Source organism: Acinetobacter chinensis, from assembly GCF_002165375.2.
Classification (GTDB): domain Bacteria; phylum Pseudomonadota; class Gammaproteobacteria; order Pseudomonadales; family Moraxellaceae; genus Acinetobacter; species Acinetobacter chinensis.
In genome coordinates this window covers 3550643-3570991 of the sequence record NZ_CP032134.1, presented here as the reverse complement: position 1 = coordinate 3570991, position 20349 = coordinate 3550643, and the positions used below count along the sequence as shown (strand labels likewise).

The window sequence follows — 20349 nt, the reverse complement described above, 5'->3', positions numbered from 1 at the left end:
CATCCTTGGATGGGCTTTTTTTTATTCAAAATACGGTTTTATGTTTCAAACCCTGGTGAAGTGTAAGTTTAGGCTGGCTTTACTGGAGTCTTCTGCTGTCATGCTCAGATCTGACAGACATATTATCTGAATATCTAAAAAGTCTGATTAAGCTGTATCTTTATAATAAAAAGAGCATTTTATTGTTTTGTTCGCTGTATTCTGAGCTGAAAAAAGATTGCTGCAGAATTAATAAAAAATTGCATAAGCACAACTCAGAGGGATAAAACCTTAACGATTTATGCGGGCAGCCCTGGGAATGTTGGGTCATGATGGCTCGGTCAAAGCAGGACTTTGGCGTTTATTACTCAATAACTCAGGAAAAAGTTATGAAAAAATCAGGTTTATTCTCTTTAATTATTTTGGGTGCATCACTCGCTGCTGTGGGATGTTCATCTGCAGAAACGGCTCAGGCTCCACAAAGTGCCCAGACACCTGAAACTGCTGCAAACTCAGGTGGGGCTCAGCCAGGCAGTGTGTCAGCAGTGGATACAGTGGATCAGTCGGGTGCAGTAACACAGGCAGACCCAGCAGAACAGTCTGCTCCGGTTCAGTCTGAGTCTGTTGAAGAAGCACCGGTGGTTCAATAATTCATACTCATCTGCATAAGAACAGTCGCTATATACTGAGCTGGATGCCTTCAGTAATCATGCAGTACATGGCGAATGTTTTGAGACAGAACATTTCCTGCTCAGCACAGCTCAGGTGGACAGACTGCTGAATCCGCCTGTATATAAAGCACGGGATCCATCAAAGAAAAACCCTGTAAAAAATTACAGGGTTCTGTGTTTAAAGCTCAGCTGGAATATCAGTCTTTGTGGCGGTCAGACCATCTTTGCTGACGGTTTTCCTGCTGCTGTTTACGTTGTTCAGCATATTTCTGGCGCTGGTTCTGTACGCGCTCACGCTGCTGTTCAGATTTTTTACGATTCCATTCCGCGCGTTTCTGACGCTGTTCTTCAGCTTTTTTACGCAGTTCTTCCCGGTTCTTCCGGTCAGCTTCCCGTCTGCGTTGATCCCACTGAGCTTCCTGCTGACGCTTCTGTTCCCATTGTCTGTGGTCATGTTCCCGCTGTCTGCGTTCAAGCTCGATTCTTTGCTGACGCTGTTGATATTCCCAGCGCTGACGGTTGTGATTGTGGTCATAACGGTTATCGTAATCACGGTCATAGCGACGGTCATAACGATTGTCATATTGACCATTGTAATAGCCACCATCTTCTGGAAAAGCGACACAGCCTACAGCCAGAAATGTTGTGGCTATGGAAAGCAGAATCAGTTTTTTAGCCATAACCTTTATCCTTTATCTGAACAGAGTAGCAAAACGACTCTGTTATTATCGTGAAAATTGTCAATGACAAGCAGTTAAAAGAAGATTAGCGTATTGTAGTTTCAGCTGTGTATGCAGATGACATGTCTTATATAACAATATGGTCACATGAATGCTGATCATGTAGGAAATATGAAGAATACAGATAAGGAAAGACTCGCCATGGTTGCTTTCAACACTAAAATTCAAAAAATGATGGAAAAGGGACAGGGTGCAGCAGCACGGACGCTGGACCGTTTGCCTGGCATTGCTCAGGAAACATTAAGCAAGGCACTGGGATATCCATACCATTATCCAGACCTTGATCCTTTTATTAAATGCATGATGGCAGCGCAGATCAAGCAGGGGAAAATCGGTTTTATTGGAGACGATCCTGCCCATTCCCGAAAAGTGTTTGATCAGCAGATGCAGTCGATCCGTGCCCAGGCAACACCTGTTAAGCGGATTGAAGATCTACGTTTGCCTTTACACAGTGGAACCATTTTCGCCCGTCATTATCATCCTGCGCCGCATAAAAAGCTGCCTATGATTGTGTTCTATCATGGGGGCGGTTTTGTGGTTGGCGGAATGGACACTCATGATGAAGCATGCCGTCTGATTGCAGTACATGCAGGTGCACAGGTATTAAGTATTGATTATCCACTGGCACCTGAAGCCAGCCCTAAACAACTGATTCAGACCTGCGAAGATGCACTGGCCTGGGTTTATCAGAACCGCAGACAGTTTAAAATTCTGAAAAACAGAATTGCTGTGGCAGGTGACAGTGCAGGCGGCAACATCAGTGCAGTAGTGGCACAGCGCAGTGCAAACAAAGTGTATGCACCTGAAGCTCAGTTTCTGATTTATCCTGTGGTGGATTTTAAAAGCCGTCACCCGTCATTTTATGCTTATGAAAATGGACTGGTGCTGACGGGGGCTGATGTGAGTTATGTGACAGACTATTATGTCACTCAGCATGATTTTCAGCTCGATGATCCCATGATTTCACCTACTTATGGCAATCTGAAAAGACAGCCTCCTGCATTTGTGGTGACTGCAGGGCATGACCTGCTGCATGATGAAGGCGAAATCTATGCACATAAACTCAGACATCAGGGCAATAAAGTGGAGTATCAGGAATACAGTGATCAGACCCATGGATTCATCAATCTGACTCCGGTTTCCAGACGGGCAAAAAAAATCACAATCGAAATCAGTAAGAATTTCCGAAAATTCTGGGACAGACAGCGTTAAGTACGGACAGATTAAGGCGTTTCCATTTGAAACGCCTTTTTTTATGCTTCTTCGATCTGAGCTTCAGGAAAGATCAGCTGAAATTCAGGAATATAAAAGCTTTTCAGTGCAGTCGCTTTAGAAAAATCAGGAAAGATGTCCTGAGTATTGATCCATTCTATAGATTGCATTGGTTTCAATGCACCCGAAAACTGGGGTGCAAAACTGAACGTCCGACTCTGATCATGCTGTTTGATTTTCAGGATCAGATCGGGCAGATATTTACTGCTGACCAATGCTGTCTGAGTGGCTGGTTTTTTCATCAGTTTAACGGACATGATCTGTTCGCCGAACTGAATCTGACAATAGCAGGTGTTTTCACGTTCCAGCCATTCAAATTGAGCCAGTTCCTTTGGGATACCCCAAAGCGCTTGACCATGCTGAACCGAGACCTCGGTAGATACATATATTTTAGGAATAAAGGAAAGACTGCCACCATATTTAATGCTGTGATCAAGTAACAGCAGTTCATCATAGGGGCCGACAGGCGATGTTTCATAGCGCACCAGCATGACCTGAACCATTCTGCCCAGATAAGACGGCGCAATTCCAAAATGGGCTGATGCTTTGGTTAAAGCAGGGCTCAGCCAGTAATTCATAATAAAAGCATCGCCATTCAGGTGCCATGGCGGTGGATGAGTCACAACAGGATTAAGTAAATTTTTATTCATTTTATTCTCATAGTGAAGCAAAGACAGCTCAGTGAATATATTGTATGATTCTTATGCGATAATCCATGCGCATTGAGCGATACAGAGTAAGGATATGTTAAAGCAGACATTATTTGCCGTTTGTGCAATGACTACAAGTTTCAGCCTGATGGCTGCCAATACCGTGGTGGAAATGAAAACCTCCCTGGGAAATATTGAAATTGAGCTTTTCAATGATCAGGCACCCGTTTCAGCAAAAAACTTTGAAAACTATGTAAAAGCGGGCTTTTATACCGATACGCTTTTTCATCGCGTCATTCCGGGTTTCATGATCCAGGGTGGTGGTTTCAATGCAGATATGAGCGAAAAGCAAACTCAGGCTGCAATTAAAAATGAATCATCCAACGGTCTTAAAAATACCCGTGGCACTCTGGCTATGGCACGGACCAACAATCCTGACTCTGCAACCAGTCAGTTCTTCATTAATGTTGCAGACAATGCCTTTTTGAACAGAAGTCCAATGAATGCAGGCTATGCAGTATTTGGTAAAGTGACCAAAGGTATGAATGTTGTCGATAAAATTACGGCTGTTCCAACAGGAAACTATGGAATGCACCAGAATGTTCCAAAGCAAAGTGTGAAAATACTGGGTGTGCAGATCAAAACAGCAGCAGCATCCAAATAAAGTCAGTTTTTGGTGCAGATTTATAAGATGTTATATTTTTGCACCATTATCAAACAGTTAAATGCATTTTTTAGTATTTTGAAAGAAGTTTAGCGTATAAAAATACAACACTCGATAAAACAATCAGTTAAAAGCACTTGCACGTGTAAGAAATTGTCCTATAATGAGCTCATCCCGACGCGATACAGCAAACGAACTTAGCTCAAAGGGTTAAGTTGTTAAATGTTTATTGCGTTTTATTTATCACTGACGAGGTGATAAATAATTCATTAAGAGAATATGAAGAACAACTTGTGTGGATTTTTACTGATTGATCGATCGAAATTATTTTCATTGATTGAATGGTTTAAATTACTCGAAGTTTATTTGAGAGAATTTGTCAGAAAATTGATGAGCCAAGATTGGCACCCTTTAAGGTGCTAGCAAGTATTAAACTGAAGAGTTTGATCATGGCTCAGATTGAACGCTGGCGGCAGGCTTAACACATGCAAGTCGAGCGGAGAGAGGTAGCTTGCTACTGATCTTAGCGGCGGACGGGTGAGTAATGCTTAGGAATCTGCCTATTAGTGGGGGACAACATTCCGAAAGGAATGCTAATACCGCATACGCCCTACGGGGGAAAGCAGGGGATCATTAGACCTTGCGCTAATAGATGAGCCTAAGTCGGATTAGCTAGTTGGTGGGGTAAAGGCCTACCAAGGCGACGATCTGTAGCGGGTCTGAGAGGATGATCCGCCACACTGGGACTGAGACACGGCCCAGACTCCTACGGGAGGCAGCAGTGGGGAATATTGGACAATGGGGGGAACCCTGATCCAGCCATGCCGCGTGTGTGAAGAAGGCCTTTTGGTTGTAAAGCACTTTAAGCGAGGAGGAGGCTACTCTGGTTAATACCTGGAGATAGTGGACGTTACTCGCAGAATAAGCACCGGCTAACTCTGTGCCAGCAGCCGCGGTAATACAGAGGGTGCGAGCGTTAATCGGATTTACTGGGCGTAAAGCGTACGTAGGCGGCTTTTTAAGTCGGATGTGAAATCCCTGAGCTTAACTTAGGAATTGCATTCGATACTGGGAAGCTAGAGTATGGGAGAGGATGGTAGAATTCCAGGTGTAGCGGTGAAATGCGTAGAGATCTGGAGGAATACCGATGGCGAAGGCAGCCATCTGGCCTAATACTGACGCTGAGGTACGAAAGCATGGGGAGCAAACAGGATTAGATACCCTGGTAGTCCATGCCGTAAACGATGTCTACTAGCCGTTGGGGCCTTTGAGGCTTTAGTGGCGCAGCTAACGCGATAAGTAGACCGCCTGGGGAGTACGGTCGCAAGACTAAAACTCAAATGAATTGACGGGGGCCCGCACAAGCGGTGGAGCATGTGGTTTAATTCGATGCAACGCGAAGAACCTTACCTGGTCTTGACATAGTAAGAACTTTCCAGAGATGGATTGGTGCCTTCGGGAACTTACATACAGGTGCTGCATGGCTGTCGTCAGCTCGTGTCGTGAGATGTTGGGTTAAGTCCCGCAACGAGCGCAACCCTTTTCCTTATTTGCCAGCACTTCGGGTGGGAACTTTAAGGATACTGCCAGTGACAAACTGGAGGAAGGCGGGGACGACGTCAAGTCATCATGGCCCTTACGACCAGGGCTACACACGTGCTACAATGGTCGGTACAAAGGGTTGCTACCTAGCGATAGGATGCTAATCTCAAAAAGCCGATCGTAGTCCGGATTGGAGTCTGCAACTCGACTCCATGAAGTCGGAATCGCTAGTAATCGCGGATCAGAATGCCGCGGTGAATACGTTCCCGGGCCTTGTACACACCGCCCGTCACACCATGGGAGTTTGTTGCACCAGAAGTAGGTAGTCTAACCGTAAGGAGGACGCTTACCACGGTGTGGCCGACGACTGGGGTGAAGTCGTAACAAGGTAGCCGTAGGGGAACCTGCGGCTGGATCACCTCCTTAACGAAAGATTGACGATTGGTAAGAATCCACAACAAGTTGTTCTTCATTGATGTATCTGAGGGTCTGTAGCTCAGTTGGTTAGAGCACACGCTTGATAAGCGTGGGGTCACAAGTTCAAGTCTTGTCAGACCCACCATTCTGACGAATCAGCACAGAAACAGATATATCGGGATCTTAACTGGGGACTTAGCTTAGTTGGTAGAGCGCCTGCTTTGCACGCAGGAGGTCAGGAGTTCGACTCTCCTAGTCTCCACCATCACATTAAGTGAAGTTCTGAATTATAGAATTTAGTGAATATGACGATCATCTGATCTCAGTTTATTAAGTTCTGTGATTTATCACAGTTTGCTACCTGCTGACGAGGCGGTAGTTAATCATTAACAGCATATATTTGAGTTGAAATAAATTGTTCATACTCATGACCGACATTAACACTGACAGTAATTTATTACTGTGATGTGAAAATGAAGGAAATGAGAAACTAGCGATTAAACTGAATCAAGCGTTTTGGTATATGAATCTAATTGAAGCTGTACAGTGATTAATTTCACAGACGCCAACTGTATGAGAGTGATGAGAAATCGTCGCGATCTGTTGCTCATCCTACTTGTAGGGATGAACGACTGTTTGGGGTTGTATAGTCAAGTAATTAAGTGCATGTGGTGGATGCCTTGGCAGTCAGAGGCGATGAAAGACGTAATAGCCTGCGATAAGCTCCGGGGAGGCGGCAAATATCCTTTGATCCGGAGATTTCTGAATGGGGAAACCCACCTGCTATAAGGCAGGTATCGTAACATGAATACATAGTGTTACGAGGCGAACGAGGGGAAGTGAAACATCTCAGTACCCTTAGGAAAAGAAATCAATTGAGATTCCCTCAGTAGCGGCGAGCGAACGGGGAACAGCCCATTAAGTCATATAAGCTTTAGTGGAATGCTCTGGGAAGTGCAACCATAGTAGGTGATAGTCCTGTACGCGAAAGGGCTTATATGATGATGTCGAGTAGGGCGAGGCACGTGAAACCTTGTCTGAATATGGGGGGACCATCCTCCAAGGCTAAATACTCCTGACTGACCGATAGTGAACCAGTACCGTGAGGGAAAGGCGAAAAGAACCCCTGTGAGGGGAGTGAAACAGATCCTGAAACCGCATGCATACAAGCAGTGGGAGCCGACTTGTTCGGTGACTGCGTACCTTTTGTATAATGGGTCAGCGACTTATATTCAGTAGCAAGGTTAACCGTATAGGGGAGCCGTAGGGAAACCGAGTCTTAATAGGGCGTTCAGTTGCTGGGTATAGACCCGAAACCGGGTGATCTATCCATGAGCAGGTTGAAGGTTGGGTAACACTAACTGGAGGACCGAACCCACTGTCGTTGAAAAGCCAGGGGATGACTTGTGGATAGGGGTGAAAGGCTAATCAAACTCGGTGATAGCTGGTTCTCCCCGAAAGCTATTTAGGTAGCGCCTCGGACGAATACCATTGGGGGTAGAGCACTGTTTCGGCTAGGGGGTCATCCCGACTTACCAAACCGATGCAAACTCCGAATACCAATGAGTACTATCCGGGAGACAGACTGCGGGTGCTAACGTCCGTAGTCAAGAGGAAAACAATCCAGACCGCCAGCTAAGGCCCCAAAATTATAGTTAAGTGGGAAACGATGTGGGAAGGCATAGACAGCTAGGAGGTTGGCTTAGAAGCAGCCACCCTTTAAAGAAAGCGTAATAGCTCACTAGTCGAGTCGGCCTGCGCGGAAGATGTAACGGGGCTAAAACTATATGCCGAAGCTGCGGATTTGCAATTTATTGCAAGTGGTAGGGGAGCGTTCTGTAAGCCGATGAAGGTGGATTGAGAAGTCTGCTGGAGGTATCAGAAGTGCGAATGCTGACGTGAGTAACGACAAAACGGGTGAAAAACCCGTTCGCTGAAAGACCAAGGGTTCCAGTCCAACGTTAATCGGGGCTGGGTGAGTCGACCCCTAAGGCGAGGCCGAGAGGCGTAGTCGATGGGAAACTGGTTAATATTCCAGTACTTGTGTGTAATGCGATGAGAGGACGGAGAAGGTTAAGTCAGCCTGGCGTTGGTTGTCCAGGTGGAAGGATGTAGGCATGTATCTTAGGCAAATCCGGGGTACTCTATGCTGAGATCTGATAGCAAGCTGTACTTGTACAGTGAAGTGGCTGATACCATACTTCCAGGAAAAGTCTCTAAGCTTCAGTTACACAGGAATCGTACCCGAAACCGACACAGGTGGTCAGGTCGAGTAGACCAAAGCGCTTGAGAGAACTCTGCTGAAGGAACTAGGCAAAATGGTACCGTAACTTCGGGAGAAGGTACGCTGCCGGCGGTGATTTCCCTTGCGGAATGAGCGGCCAGCAGCCACAGAAACCAGGCCCCTGCAACTGTTTATTAAAAACATAGCACTCTGCAAACACGAAAGTGGACGTATAGGGTGTGATGCCTGCCCGGTGCTGGAAGGTTAATTGATGGGGTTAGCGTAAGCGAAGCTCTTGATCGAAGCCCCAGTAAACGGCGGCCGTAACTATAACGGTCCTAAGGTAGCGAAATTCCTTGTCGGGTAAGTTCCGACCTGCACGAATGGCATAATGATGGGGGCGCTGTCTCCAGCAGAGGCTCAGTGAAATCGAATTCGCCGTGAAGATGCGGTGTACCCGCGGCTAGACGGAAAGACCCCGTGAACCTTTACTGCAGCTTGACATTGAACTTTGATCTTACCTGTGTAGGATAGGTGGGAGGCTTTGAAGTAGTGACGCCAGTTGCTATGGAGCCATCCTTGAAATACCACCCTGGTAATATTGAGGTTCTAACTCTGTCCCGTTATCCGGGACGAGGACCATGTCTGGTGGGTAGTTTGACTGGGGCGGTCTCCTCCTAAAGAGTAACGGAGGAGTACGAAGGTGCGCTCAGCGTGGTCGGAAATCACGCGTAGAGTATAAAGGCAAAAGCGCGCTTAACTGCGAGACCCACAAGTCGAGCAGGTACGAAAGTAGGTCTTAGTGATCCGGTGGTTCTGTATGGAAGGGCCATCGCTCAACGGATAAAAGGTACTCTGGGGATAACAGGCTGATACCGCCCAAGAGTTCATATCGACGGCGGTGTTTGGCACCTCGATGTCGGCTCATCTCATCCTGGGGCTGAAGCAGGTCCCAAGGGTATGGCTGTTCGCCATTTAAAGAGGTACGCGAGCTGGGTTTAGAACGTCGTGAGACAGTTCGGTCCCTATCTACCGTGGGCGCTGGAAATTTGAGAGGATCTGCTCCTAGTACGAGAGGACCAGAGTGGACGAACCTCTGGTGTACCGGTTGTGACGCCAGTCGCATCGCCGGGTAGCTATGTTCGGAAGGGATAACCGCTGAAAGCATCTAAGCGGGAAGCCTACCTCAAGATAAGATTTCCCTAGGACTTTATGTCCTCTAAAGAGCCGTTGAAGACTACGACGTTGATAGGCTGGATGTGGAAGCACGGTGACGTGTGAAGCTGACCAGTACTAATTGCTCGTGAGGCTTGACTATACAACACCCAAACAGTTGTTGTATAAAGCTCAGTTGATTCGATATTCATCAGAATGACTTGATTCAGAATCGCAACAGTATGACAATGTTCCAACTCAGATAGAGCTGTTAATAACTCATTTGGAAAAAGCATTGGCATCTAAATAAGACCAAAGCAAGTATCCATAAACAGTTGTGCTGGCGACAATAGCAAGAGTGAACCACCTGATCCCTTCCCGAACTCAGAAGTGAAACCTCTTTGCGCTGATGGTAGTGTGGGGTTACCCATGTGAGAGTAAGTCATCGCCAGCTCATTATTCTAAAAAGCCCCCGCAGTTAATACTGCGGGGGCTTTTTCTCGTCGGAATGAAAGGAAAAGCAAAAGACATGGAGGATCCAGGGTATAATCCAGTTCTGTTAATAATGAATAAGAATGGAACAGCTTTGGATCAGTCAAAGTTCAAACAAATTAAAGCTGAGTTGAGTGCTGATGGAATAGTTAAGCTGTCTCAGTTTATTGCTAAAAAAGAAGTAAATTTAATCAGACAAAGTTTGATGAGTGAGCTGAAACGTTTAAAAATTTATGAAAATAATAAAATAATTTCTAAAGAATTAAAAAATCTGAGTCATTTTCAACAGATTGTAATGCTCTCCAAGGTGGTTAAACAGCCGAAAGCACTGGAAAATTATTCAGATATTTTCGGTGAAATTTTATTTAAAATTTTTGCTGAAAAGTTTCATTTTGATCAGCAGCAACAACTTCTGTTGACATTACCTCAACAGGAAAAGTGGACACTGAATGATTTAAAATGGCATGTCGATTCACATTCAACAGCTTTTGAGTCACTGCAGTTTTTTTTATTAATTGATGATATTCAATCGCATGGTGGAGGAACTCTGATTTTAAAAGGTTCACATCATTTATCTGAACGATTATCTCTAAGTCAGTTGAACAGCCTGTTGAGTCTGAAAAATTTAAATCAGCCTTTTGATTTTCAAAATAAAAAATTAGAGATCATTGAATTAACCGGTGTACAAGGTGATGTTTATTTAATGGATATGAGAGTTATTCATTCTCCAGCGATCAATGCTGCAAAAAAGATAAGAATGATGGCAACGTACAGATATTTTCAGAATATTTAAAGATAAATAAAGAAAACCCCATCATCCTGATGGGGTTTCTTCGTATTGGTTCGTTAGGTAAACTCCTGTATTACCTCACTTCCTGTTGCTCAGACCGATTATTGTTGTTTTTGTCTGGGAAACTTCCTGTTCCCTATAACTGTAGAATAGCCAGTTCGATGCCGGATCAAAATAGCTGTTGACGGCATGCAGTGTACGCAATTTCGTACACTATCATTTTTAGAGGCAGTATGGTCTGAAGCATTAAAAAACTCAGTGAAGAACGCTGGATCAGTGTATTTTTCTACTTTCAACAGAGCATTCAATGGGGCAAAGATCGACAATTTTCAGATCAAACCCTCTTTAGTCTTAACTGGTATATTATATTTTCTAACATATTGTTTGATATCAATAAAAATACGTGAACTGAAGTTCACAGAAAAAAATACAAGAGAAAGGCTCATTTTTATATGGAAAATTACTGACATTTTCTACCAGAATGATTTTTTATACCCTGGGGGTATGACTGTATGCCTTTCAGGTTTTGGACAAAAGTCAGGCAGAAATTCATTGTATGTTGAAATTAAATCTCACAATTGGAGGTGAGTCTCAATGACAGCGAAAACAATGAATGTAAATGCTGTAGTGGATCATGCAAAATTTAACAAGTCGCATTTGAGCATCGTACTTTGGTGCTTACTGATTATTGTTTTTGATGGTTATGACCTTGCAATTAATGGGGTCGCACTGCCTTTACTGATGAAAGAGTGGGGACTGACCACAGTTCAGGCAGGTATGCTGGCAAGTACGGCATTGTGTGGGATGATGTTCGGAGCAATGCTGTTTGGAACACTGGCTGATAAAATTGGCCGTAAAAAGGTCATTATGATCTGCGTTTTTCTTTTCAGTGGCTTTACGTTCTGGGGTGGTTTTGCTTCCAGTCCGACAGAATTTGGTGTTTTACGTTTTGTGGCTGGTTTAGGCATTGGCGGTGTATTGCCGAATCTTGTAGCTCTGACTTCAGAATATGCGCCTAAAAAACTGCGCAGTACACTGGTGACAACCATGTTCAGTGGTTATGCCATGGGCGGTATTATGGCCGCATTATTTGGTTCATGGTTTACTGCAGACCATGGCTGGCAGATCATGTTCTATATTGCAGGTTTTCCTTTGCTGTTTTTACCTCTGGTATGGAAGTTCCTGCCAGAATCACTGACTTTTCTGGTTAAGGTGGGTAAGCATGATGAAGCCCGTAAGATGATCAATGCAATTGCACCTGAACATCAGGTCAGTGCATCGACTAAGCTCGAGCTGGATGAAGTGGTCGTACCTGGGGGAACAACAGTCAAAGCACTGTATCAGCAGGGACGTAGCCTCGGGACTGCACTGTTCTGGCTGTGTTTCTTTATGTGCCTGCTGACACTGTATGCTTTAGGCAGCTGGTTGCCGAAACTGATGATGGCAGCGGGTTATTCACTGGGCAGCAGTCTGATGTTCCTGCTGGCAATGAATATTGGTGCCGTGATTGGTACAGTTGGTGGCGGTATTCTTGCAGATAAGTTCCATCTGAAACCTGTCATTATGACCTTATGTGTTTCTGGTGCGCTGGCACTTTACGGCTTAGGTTTTAATTCTCCGCCATTTGTGCTGTATTTCCTGGTTGCCGTTGCTGGTGCTGCTTCAATTGGTTCGCAGATATTACTTTATAGCTATGTTGCACAGTATTATCCATTGTCTGTCCGTTCTACAGGCATTGGCTGGGCTTCAGCAGTAGGACGCACGGGCGCAATTGTGGGACCTATTCTGATTGGATTCCTGCTGTCCAAAGAACTGCCGCATCAGCTGAATTTCATGGCAGTTGGTATTCCTGTCATTATTGCTGCGATTGCACTGATTTTCATTCGTACACCTGTTACTCAGTCAGAGCAGGTACCGGTATCGACTGTAAAAAGAAGACGTTCATACAGCAGCTGATACTGATCTGAATAAAGAGAGCTCCTGAAAAGGGGCTTTTTTTATGGGAGAATCCATCTGAAATTAAAAAGCCCCCGACATCCTGTCGAGGGCTTTTTATATTCGTTATAGGTATAACTCCTGTCGTACCTCAGCATCCTGCTGTTTATTTTCATGTTGTTATTTTTATGCTCTGAACACTTCCTGTGTCCTGATGAAATGTATATTAGCAAGAGAGGATCAGCAGTGGAATCCGCAAAAAGTTGCAGTTCATGTAAGCTGAAACGTACATCACTGGGTATAAAAAAAGCAGCTCCGGAGCTGCTTTCAGGTTTTGAAGATGAATCATTTAAAAATGTGCAGCGAGTCCAATATATGGACCTTTAAATTCATATTCAATCTGTTCATTTTTCGATTCTTCAATTTCGATTTTCATGATCCGGTATCCGACTTTTGCACCGATATCCAAAGCAATGCTTTTGACAAAGTCGTATTGCAGTTCTGCCTGAGCATCAGTCATTTTCGTATCATTAATATCAGTTACGATCAGTTCAGCATTGGCACTTAAGCCTGTAAAAGGCAGCTTTGCACCAGCCTGTGCATAAAGAAACGGAGTTGAACCACTGATATCGTAGTCTGTATATAAGCCTGCAGTTGAGATACGGGTTGTACCATCAAGATAGGCAAGTCCTGCACCAATATCGGCACTGATGATATTATCCAGGATTTCATAATAAAGAATTAAGTCTGTATTGGTCAGTTCGGTTTTTGAACGGAATGCGGAGTCTCTGGATTCGTTGTCCAGATTGGCATATTTAAGTTTTACATTGGGCAGTAAAGGTACAGGATGCTCAAATGCAGCTGAGAGCTGAACGGTTCCCTGACGGTCCAGTTCATAGGTTCTGTTCAGATCTGTGGCGATGCCAGGAACGGAATGTTCAGTGCGGGTATGTCCATCAAAATTCCAGTAACTGATATCTCCTTTTAATCCGATAAAATCTGCATTTGCTAAAGAACTCAGTCCGAACGCGACAGATAAAACAGCCATTCTGGTCAGTTTCATATTATTCCTTTTGATTGTCATAAAAATTATAGTGGTTGATCGTTTTGTTACTTAAATACATTTCATTGATCTATGAACTGAGGGCATGATATAGGGGATTAAAAAAATTTGCATTATCAGAATAAGGATCGCTACAAATGGTAAAAACAACAACAGCAACCCAGATTCTGGAATCTCCATTGTATGTTGCGGGTAAGGCGGTCAAAACCGGACAATGGCTTGAGGTACTCGATAAATATTCTTTACAGCCCTATGCCAGAGTAGCACTGGCAGATGCCCGTGTCCTTGAAAAAGCAATTGATGCTGCGGTTAGAGCCGAACAGGAAATGGCAGATTTAAAACCATTTCAGAAACAGAAAATTTTATTGCACTGTGTCAGACGCTTTTCTGAAATAAGGGATGAACTGACTGAAATTTTAATTGCAGAAGGGGGCAAACCCCGTAAGGCGGCAGTCGCTGAAGTGGAGCGGCTGATCAATACTTTTCAGCTGGCAGCCGATGCTGTGACACAGCTTGATGATGGACGTATGCTTCCTTTAGCCGTAACAGCTGCAGCAGCAGGCTATCAGGGCATAATGAAACAGGTTCCGGTCGGTGCAGTTTCACTGATCAGTCCATTTAATTTTCCATTGAATCTGACGGCACATAAAATTGCACCTGCAATTGCTGCTGGTTGTCCCTTTGTGCTGAAACCCGCCAGTCTGACGCCTGTATCTGCGCTTAAAATTGCTGAGGTTCTAGCAGAAACAGATTTACCGAAAGGGGCTTTTTCCGTACTACCATGTCCACGTGAACATGCAGATGTTCTGGTGACCGATGACCGTTTCAAACTGCTGAGTTTTACAGGTTCAGATCAGGTGGGCTGGGATATGAAAGCCCGTTCAGGTCGGAAGAAAGTCACGCTGGAACTGGGAGGCAATGCGGCGGTACTGATTGAACCGGATACTGAAGTGACGGATGCCTTGATTGAGCGTTTGATCGGCGGGGCATATAACCATGCCGGTCAGGTCTGTATCAGTGTGCAGCGGATACTGGTGCATGCAGACATCTACAGTGAATTAAAGAAAAAACTGGTGACCCGTCTGAAAAAACTGAAAGCAGCTGACCCTGCTTCAGACAGTACAATTGTGGGACCCATGATCAAAGAAGCTGAAGCAGTCCGTTTAAAGAAATGGGTGGATCGGGCTGTGAAAAAAGGTGCAAAACTGCTGGCAGGGGGTGAACTGAAAGGCGTGATGTTTGAACCGACCTTACTTGAAAATGTCGATGAATCTCTGGAAGTTTATAAAGATGAAGCCTTTGGACCTGTGGCTGTCATTGAAAAATATAAAACTTTTGAGCAGGGAATTGAACGGATCAATCAAAGCCGTTTTGGACTGCAGGCAGGTGTTTATACTCAGAATCTGAACAGGATGATGTATGCCTGGGAACACTTACATGTGGGTGGTGTCATTATTAATGATATTCCTTCTTTCAGGGTGGACAACATGCCCTATGGCGGTGTGAAGGATTCAGGGCTGGGACGCGAGGGTATTCAGTTTGCCATTCGGGATATGCAGGAATCACGTATTTTAGTGATACGAAGTGCTGACTAAGTATCCATCATGAGGAGTAGCGTGGATGATCAGACGATTTACAGGAACAGCCATTTTTCTGTTGTCTTTGGTGATCAGTGGAGCAGGATGGGCTTTTTCTGGCTCTAAAATGGTGCAGGATGCACGTTCTCAGATTGGTCGGACGCTTTATTATGACCCTGCTTATACTCAACTGACGTACCCAGGGGGCGATGTTCCCCTCGTGAAAGGTGTCTGTACGGATGTGGTGATCCGGGCTCTGCGTCATCAGGGCATTGATCTCCAGCAGCGTATTCATGAAGATATGACCACCAGTTTTAAAAGATATCCTCAGAAATGGGGTTTAAAAAAAGCGGACAGAAACATTGATCATAGGCGGGTTCCGAATATTCAGACCTATTTCAACCGCAAAGAGTACAGTGTTCAGGGACAGCATTTTTTACCTGGAGATATTGTCACCTGGGATCTCGGGCGTGGATTGGTTCATATCGGCATCGTTTCAGACAAAAAAGCACTTTTCAGTTCCACACCTTTAATTATTCATAATATTGGACGTGGAACAGAGGAAAATGATTTACTGTTTAAATATAAGGTTACAGGGCATTTTCGAATTCCTGCGACTGTGAAGTAAAACTGAAATGACATATTCAATAAGGAGATTGAATATTTGGATAAAAAAATAACCAGTTGGGATCAATGACAGCCTTTAAGCATGAAATTAGTGTCGAAATTACAGAAATATTCCACAAAAACGAGTATTGTTGCCTCATTAAACAGCAATATTTGAACATAATTTCTTAACCAGAAAGCGGTTCTTTGTGCTGGTTTGTAATTAGAACAAAGTGCTCAAAAGGTGCTGTCTTATTCAAACAACAAAATTTTTATTATTCGGCTTTGCATGCCTGTGTCATCAAAATGAAAATAAGCAGCGTGTGAGGGCATCTACAGAATTAGGTGTTGTATGACAGATACTCGTGAAAGCTGGTCGGCACGATCAGGCTTTATTTTAGCGGCGATTGGTTCAGCCGTGGGTTTGGGTAACATTTGGCGTTTCCCCTATGTTGCTTATGAAAATGGTGGGGGAGCATTTTTAGTCCCTTACCTGGTTGCAATCTTTGCAGCCGGTTTACCGCTGTTATTTTTAGACTATGCAGTTGGTCATAAATATCGCAAAGCACCGCCTACAGCTTATAAAAAGTTAATGAATACTGAATCACTGGGCTGGTGGCAAGTGATGGTGACTCTGGTCATCGGGATTTATTATGCCAGTGTTCTGTCATGGGCTGGCAGTTATATGTACTACTCCATTGGTCAGCAATGGGGCGCAGATACAGAAGCTTTCTTCTTTAAAAGCTATTTGCAAAATGGCGAGGGGCTTGCCTTTGGTTTCGTACCGACTTTATTTTTGGGCTTAGTTATTGTCTGGGCAGTGGTGATGTTTATTCTCTATGGCGGGGTACGTCGTGGGGTGGAACTTGCCAATAAAATCTTTATGCCATTACTGGTGATTTTATTCTCGATTCTGGTGATTCAGGCATTACGTCTACCTGGTGCAACGGACGGCTTAAATGCGTTCTTTACTCCGAACTGGGAAGCGATGGCGAACTATAAAGTATGGTTAGCTGCCTTTGGTCACATCTTCTTCTCACTGTCTGTGGGCTTCGGGATCATGCTGACCTATTCATCTTATCTGAATAAAAAAGCCAACATGACAGGTTCGGGTGTAGTCGTGGCATTAGCCAACTCATCCTTTGAAATCTTAGCTGGGATCGGGGTATTTGCAGCTCTTGGTTTCATGGCGCAAAGCTCAGGCGTACCTGTAAAAGAAGTGGTTTCGGGTGGTATCGGTTTAGCCTTTATTGCATTCCCGAAAATCATTTCAAGCATGGGCGCAGGTGGTGACTTATTTGGCTTCTTATTCTTCGCTTCACTTGTGGTGGCAGGGATCACCTCAATGGTCAGTATTTTGCAGGTACCGATTGCAGCATTCCAGGATAAGTTAGGCTGGTCTAAGAATAAAGCTGTAACAATTATTGGTGGTGTTTCAGCAGTCATCTCTACAGTTTTATTTTCGACACACAGTGCCATCACGTTCGTTGATATCATCGACTACTTTGCCAATAACATTGGTATTGTGGGCGGTGGTTTATTGTCTATTATTCTGGTGTCCTGGTTCCGTCGTCCATTGATGAAACAACTTCAGGAACATGTCAATCAATACTCAAGTATCAAGCTGGGTGCAGGTTGGAATTTCTTACTTACCGTGATTACACCACTATCTTTACTGGTTGCATTATTGCTGACGATTAAAGCGGTGATGACTGAAGGTTATGGTGGTTATCCTGCTTCAACTTTATGGTTGATTGGTGGTGCTGTACTGGTATTCTTCGTTGTTGGTTCAGTGTTATTGAGTATTGTAAAAGACAAAACTTCGGAGGAGAAATAACATGAATACATCTGCAATTATCATGATGATTCTGTCGATTGTTCTGTTGTGGGGCGGTCTGATTTTAGCAACGATTCATCTGGTGAAAAACCCAGATGAAGCTGAAGATTGATTCTGCTGAGTTGAAATAAAAAATGCCCGATCATGTGATCGGGCATTTTTTATAGCCTTTCAGTGAAGCAAAGGCTCATGCAGTTTTCTGGATTTTACAATAATAAAAACCATCACCAAACCCAGTTTCAGGCAATAACTGACGACCGTGAATCTGAGTTAAACCCCATTTCGCTTCAATTTTCACTTCCTGAGCATCTGCATGTTCAGCAAAGAAATTCACCATCTGTTGCTCATTTTCAACTTTTAAAATTGAGCAGGTGATATAAAGCATCGTGCCACCAACTTTCAGTTGTTGCCACATGTGGTTCAAAATCTGCTTTTGCAAATCAACAGTTTTTTGAATATCGGTAGACTGACGCAGTAAACGAATATCAGGATGACGACGCATCACGCCGATGGCAGAACATGGCGCATCCAGGACGATACAGTCAACAGCTTGCTCGGCTGTCCAGGTGGTTGCATCCGCGGTGATAATTTCAACATCCGCATGTGCATTTAATTCAAGACGTTCTAAGTTTTCAGAAACACGGACCAGACGCTTTGCATCATGATCAAGTGCGATCAGTTTCTTAGGATTAAAACGTTCTAAAATATGCGCGGCTTTGCCACCAGGTGCAGCACAGGCATCGACCACAACTTTGCCATCTAAGTCTGGAAGTAAAGTTGCACAGAGTTGAGCATGCTCATCCTGAACTGAAAAACCACCTTCTTCAAAACCTGGTAAACTGGTGATATTCCCTGTTTGATCAAGTACGATCCCAACATCAGAAAGTTCACATGCATGAGCTTCAATGTTTTCTTCTTCTAAAATTTCGAGATACTCATCACGGCTGATCTGACGCTCATTCACACGGAGGGTCAGTGGCGCAACCTGCTTCAGGTTATGGCACAGTTCAGGCAGTTGTTCAGGCCAGTCCTTTTTCAAGCGTTTGAATAACCAGCTCGGTAGACCATGAGCTTCATCCAGTGCAGTCTGGAATTCTTCTGTTTCACGTGAAACACGACGCAGAACGGCATTGACCAGACCACTCATTGGCTCAAAACCAAGTTGTTTAACAGCATTCACCGTTTCAGAGATCGCAGCATGTGCAGGGATACGGGTACATAAAAGCTGATATAAACCGAGATATAAACAGCTTTCCAGGGCTTCATTGTCCAAAGGCTTGGTCAGTAAAGGCAGCGTAATTGCTTTTAGCCCATACCATTGACGTAAACAACCCAAACTTAACTCATGGTACAAACCACGATCACGTTCAGAAACAATATTTAAATGCTGATTCAGAACAGATGTTAAAGATTGACCATTTTGAACAGCTAACAGCGTTTTCACCACTTGAGCACGCAAATTCAAGTTTTTTGCTGATGATTGAATCTGGCTCATGAGAATGTATGTCCTACAGAAAGTTTATGACTTTGCAAAATTTGTACTGCGTTAATGGCTTTACCACCTGGCCATTGTAAGCTTGAAAGACAGATTACACCTTCTCCACAAGCAACATGCACGCCGTGTTTATTGATCTCAATAATCGTCCCTTCGGACTCACCATTGGCAACGACGTCTGAGATCTGAGAATTCCAGATGCGTAAACTATTGCTTTCATCAATTGGGGTAAAAGCCACAGGCCAAGGATTGAAGGCGCGAATATTACGGTCAATCTCAATGGCAGATTTTGACCAGTCCACTTGAGCTTCAGCCTTTGAAAGTTTATGTGCATAAACCGTGAATTGCTCGTCCTGAACTTCACGAGTATTCAGGTAGTGCTCTAAAGTCTGTTCAGTTTCCACAACTGTGCAAATCGCTTCCGCACCTTGAATGGCAAGTTTGTCATGCAGGGTTGCTGAGGTATCTTCGGCAGTGATTGGACACAGGGTTTTATACATCATGTCACCGGTATCCAGTCCCGCTGCCATTTTCATAATGGTTACACCTGTTTCGGTATCACCTGTGGCGATGGCACGCTGAATCGGGGCTGCACCACGCCAGCGGGGCAGTAACGAACCATGAATATTCAGGCAGCCATATTTTGGGGTGTTCAGTACAGACTGAGGGAGAATCAGACCGTAAGCAGCAACAATCATGACATCGGCATTCAGTTCAGCCAGTTCCTGCTGTGCTGCCAGACCTTCTTCGGTGGATGCTTTAAAATGTAGCGGTTGATAAACGGATAAATTATTTTCCAGGGCGAGCTGTTTGACAGCAGAAGCTGACAGCTTTTGACCTCGACCTGCTTTACGGTCGGGTTGGGTATAAACAGCAACGATCTCATGATCTGTCTTTAACAGTGCCGCCAGGGCAGTTGCTGCAAATTCTGGGGTACCTGCAAAAATAATTCTCACATGAACAACCTGAAAGGAAATAAAAATTATAGCAAATATCGCAATTTTAAGGGGATTTGATTGATTGGTTAAAAATCAGTACATCAAAAGAATAAATACTGTAAAAAACAGCGCATTAAAAAGACAGAAAAAAGCTGTTCAGGAATCTGTGAAAATTACATTCAGAAACATTTTCTCATGATCGCTGATGTTTGTTTTTTATTCATGATTGTTTAATTAAAAAACATATTCATTTTATATATATCAATGATTTAATTATTAAATAAAAATAAATAATTTATGTG

Annotated in this window: 14 protein-coding genes, 2 tRNA genes and 3 rRNA genes; 14 read left to right on the top strand and 5 right to left on the bottom strand. The window is 44.1% G+C overall.

The features are described from left to right. The first annotated feature begins 368 nt into the window (after positions 1 to 368). A complete protein-coding gene (locus CDG60_RS17940; RefSeq protein WP_087513897.1) occupies positions 369 to 629 on the top strand; it encodes a hypothetical protein in 261 nt (86 codons plus the stop codon). A 218-nt stretch (positions 630 to 847) separates the two neighbouring features. On the opposite strand, the gene CDG60_RS17935 is transcribed toward CDG60_RS17940, so the two are convergent. Next, positions 848 to 1330, bottom strand: coding sequence for a cell envelope integrity TolA family protein (locus tag CDG60_RS17935; RefSeq protein ID WP_087513896.1), 483 nt, complete (start codon positions 1328 to 1330; stop codon positions 848 to 850). 201 nt (positions 1331 to 1531) lie between these two features. Between CDG60_RS17935 and CDG60_RS17930 the strand changes: the two genes are divergently transcribed. Then, complete coding sequence (locus CDG60_RS17930; RefSeq protein ID WP_087513944.1) at positions 1532 to 2602, top strand: alpha/beta hydrolase; 1071 nt, start codon at positions 1532 to 1534, stop codon at positions 2600 to 2602. Between the two features lie 41 nt (positions 2603 to 2643). On the opposite strand, the gene CDG60_RS17925 is transcribed toward CDG60_RS17930, so the two are convergent. Beyond that, positions 2644 to 3312 (bottom strand): acetoacetate decarboxylase family protein, encoded by a 669-nt coding sequence (locus CDG60_RS17925; protein ID WP_087513895.1) that lies wholly within the window; start codon positions 3310 to 3312, stop codon positions 2644 to 2646. 94 nt (positions 3313 to 3406) lie between these two features. Here CDG60_RS17925 and CDG60_RS17920 point away from each other — a divergent pair, with 94 nt between their 5' ends. The 8 genes from CDG60_RS17920 to CDG60_RS17880 all read left to right on the top strand — a co-directional run bounded on the left by CDG60_RS17920 (position 3407) and on the right by CDG60_RS17880 (position 12552). Next, the gene (locus tag CDG60_RS17920) at positions 3407 to 3976 is read left to right on the top strand and encodes a peptidylprolyl isomerase (RefSeq protein WP_087513894.1); all 570 of its coding nucleotides are present in this window, start codon (positions 3407 to 3409) and stop codon (positions 3974 to 3976) included. Between the two features lie 431 nt (positions 3977 to 4407). Further along, a 16S ribosomal RNA gene (locus tag CDG60_RS17915) occupies positions 4408 to 5944 on the top strand. A gap of 59 nt (positions 5945 to 6003) precedes the next feature. Next, positions 6004 to 6080: transfer RNA gene (locus CDG60_RS17910), tRNA-Ile, on the top strand. A 44-nt stretch (positions 6081 to 6124) separates the two neighbouring features. Continuing rightward, positions 6125 to 6200, top strand: a tRNA-Ala gene (locus CDG60_RS17905). 383 nt (positions 6201 to 6583) lie between these two features. Further along, positions 6584 to 9477 (top strand): 23S ribosomal RNA (locus tag CDG60_RS17900). Positions 9478 to 9653: 176 nt separating this feature from the next. Further along, positions 9654 to 9768: ribosomal RNA gene (gene rrf / locus CDG60_RS17895) — 5S ribosomal RNA — on the top strand. Together the 16S, 23S and 5S rRNA genes with 2 tRNA genes alongside form the textbook arrangement of a ribosomal RNA operon. 54 nt (positions 9769 to 9822) lie before the next feature. Continuing rightward, on the top strand, positions 9823 to 10599 hold the full coding sequence (locus CDG60_RS17890; RefSeq protein ID WP_119023838.1) for a phytanoyl-CoA dioxygenase family protein: 777 nt from the start codon (positions 9823 to 9825) through the stop codon (positions 10597 to 10599). Between the two features lie 591 nt (positions 10600 to 11190). Continuing rightward, entirely contained in the window at positions 11191 to 12552 is a 1362-nt protein-coding gene (locus tag CDG60_RS17880; protein WP_087513617.1) for an MFS transporter, read from the top strand. A gap of 328 nt (positions 12553 to 12880) precedes the next feature. On the opposite strand, the gene CDG60_RS17875 is transcribed toward CDG60_RS17880, so the two are convergent. Further along, positions 12881 to 13594 (bottom strand): TIGR04219 family outer membrane beta-barrel protein, encoded by a 714-nt coding sequence (locus CDG60_RS17875; protein WP_087513619.1) that lies wholly within the window; start codon positions 13592 to 13594, stop codon positions 12881 to 12883. Positions 13595 to 13731: 137 nt separating this feature from the next. On the opposite strand from CDG60_RS17875, the gene CDG60_RS17870 reads away from it, so the two are divergent. The 4 genes from CDG60_RS17870 to CDG60_RS17855 all read left to right on the top strand — a co-directional run bounded on the left by CDG60_RS17870 (position 13732) and on the right by CDG60_RS17855 (position 17726). Continuing rightward, positions 13732 to 15189 (top strand): aldehyde dehydrogenase family protein, encoded by a 1458-nt coding sequence (locus CDG60_RS17870; RefSeq protein WP_087513620.1) that lies wholly within the window; start codon positions 13732 to 13734, stop codon positions 15187 to 15189. A gap of 25 nt (positions 15190 to 15214) precedes the next feature. Continuing rightward, a complete protein-coding gene (locus tag CDG60_RS17865; protein ID WP_087513621.1) occupies positions 15215 to 15799 on the top strand; it encodes a DUF1287 domain-containing protein in 585 nt (194 codons plus the stop codon). Positions 15800 to 16129: 330 nt separating this feature from the next. Next, positions 16130 to 17614, top strand: coding sequence for a sodium-dependent transporter (locus CDG60_RS17860; protein ID WP_087513622.1), 1485 nt, complete (start codon positions 16130 to 16132; stop codon positions 17612 to 17614). A gap of 1 nt (position 17615) precedes the next feature. Continuing rightward, complete coding sequence (locus CDG60_RS17855; RefSeq protein WP_086322749.1) at positions 17616 to 17726, top strand: methionine/alanine import family NSS transporter small subunit; 111 nt, start codon at positions 17616 to 17618, stop codon at positions 17724 to 17726. 75 nt (positions 17727 to 17801) lie between these two features. On the opposite strand, the gene rsmB is transcribed toward CDG60_RS17855, so the two are convergent. Together rsmB and fmt are read right to left on the bottom strand one after the other, a co-directional pair. Continuing rightward, positions 17802 to 19109 carry a 16S rRNA (cytosine(967)-C(5))-methyltransferase RsmB gene (gene rsmB / locus CDG60_RS17850; RefSeq protein ID WP_087513623.1) on the bottom strand — a complete coding sequence of 436 codons (1308 nt, stop codon included), beginning with the start codon at positions 19107 to 19109 and terminating at the stop codon, positions 17802 to 17804. Beyond that, entirely contained in the window at positions 19106 to 20065 is a 960-nt protein-coding gene (gene fmt, locus CDG60_RS17845) for a methionyl-tRNA formyltransferase (RefSeq protein WP_087513624.1), read from the bottom strand. The genes rsmB and fmt overlap by 4 nt, the downstream gene beginning before the upstream one ends. Between the last annotated feature and the right edge of the window lie 284 nt (positions 20066 to 20349).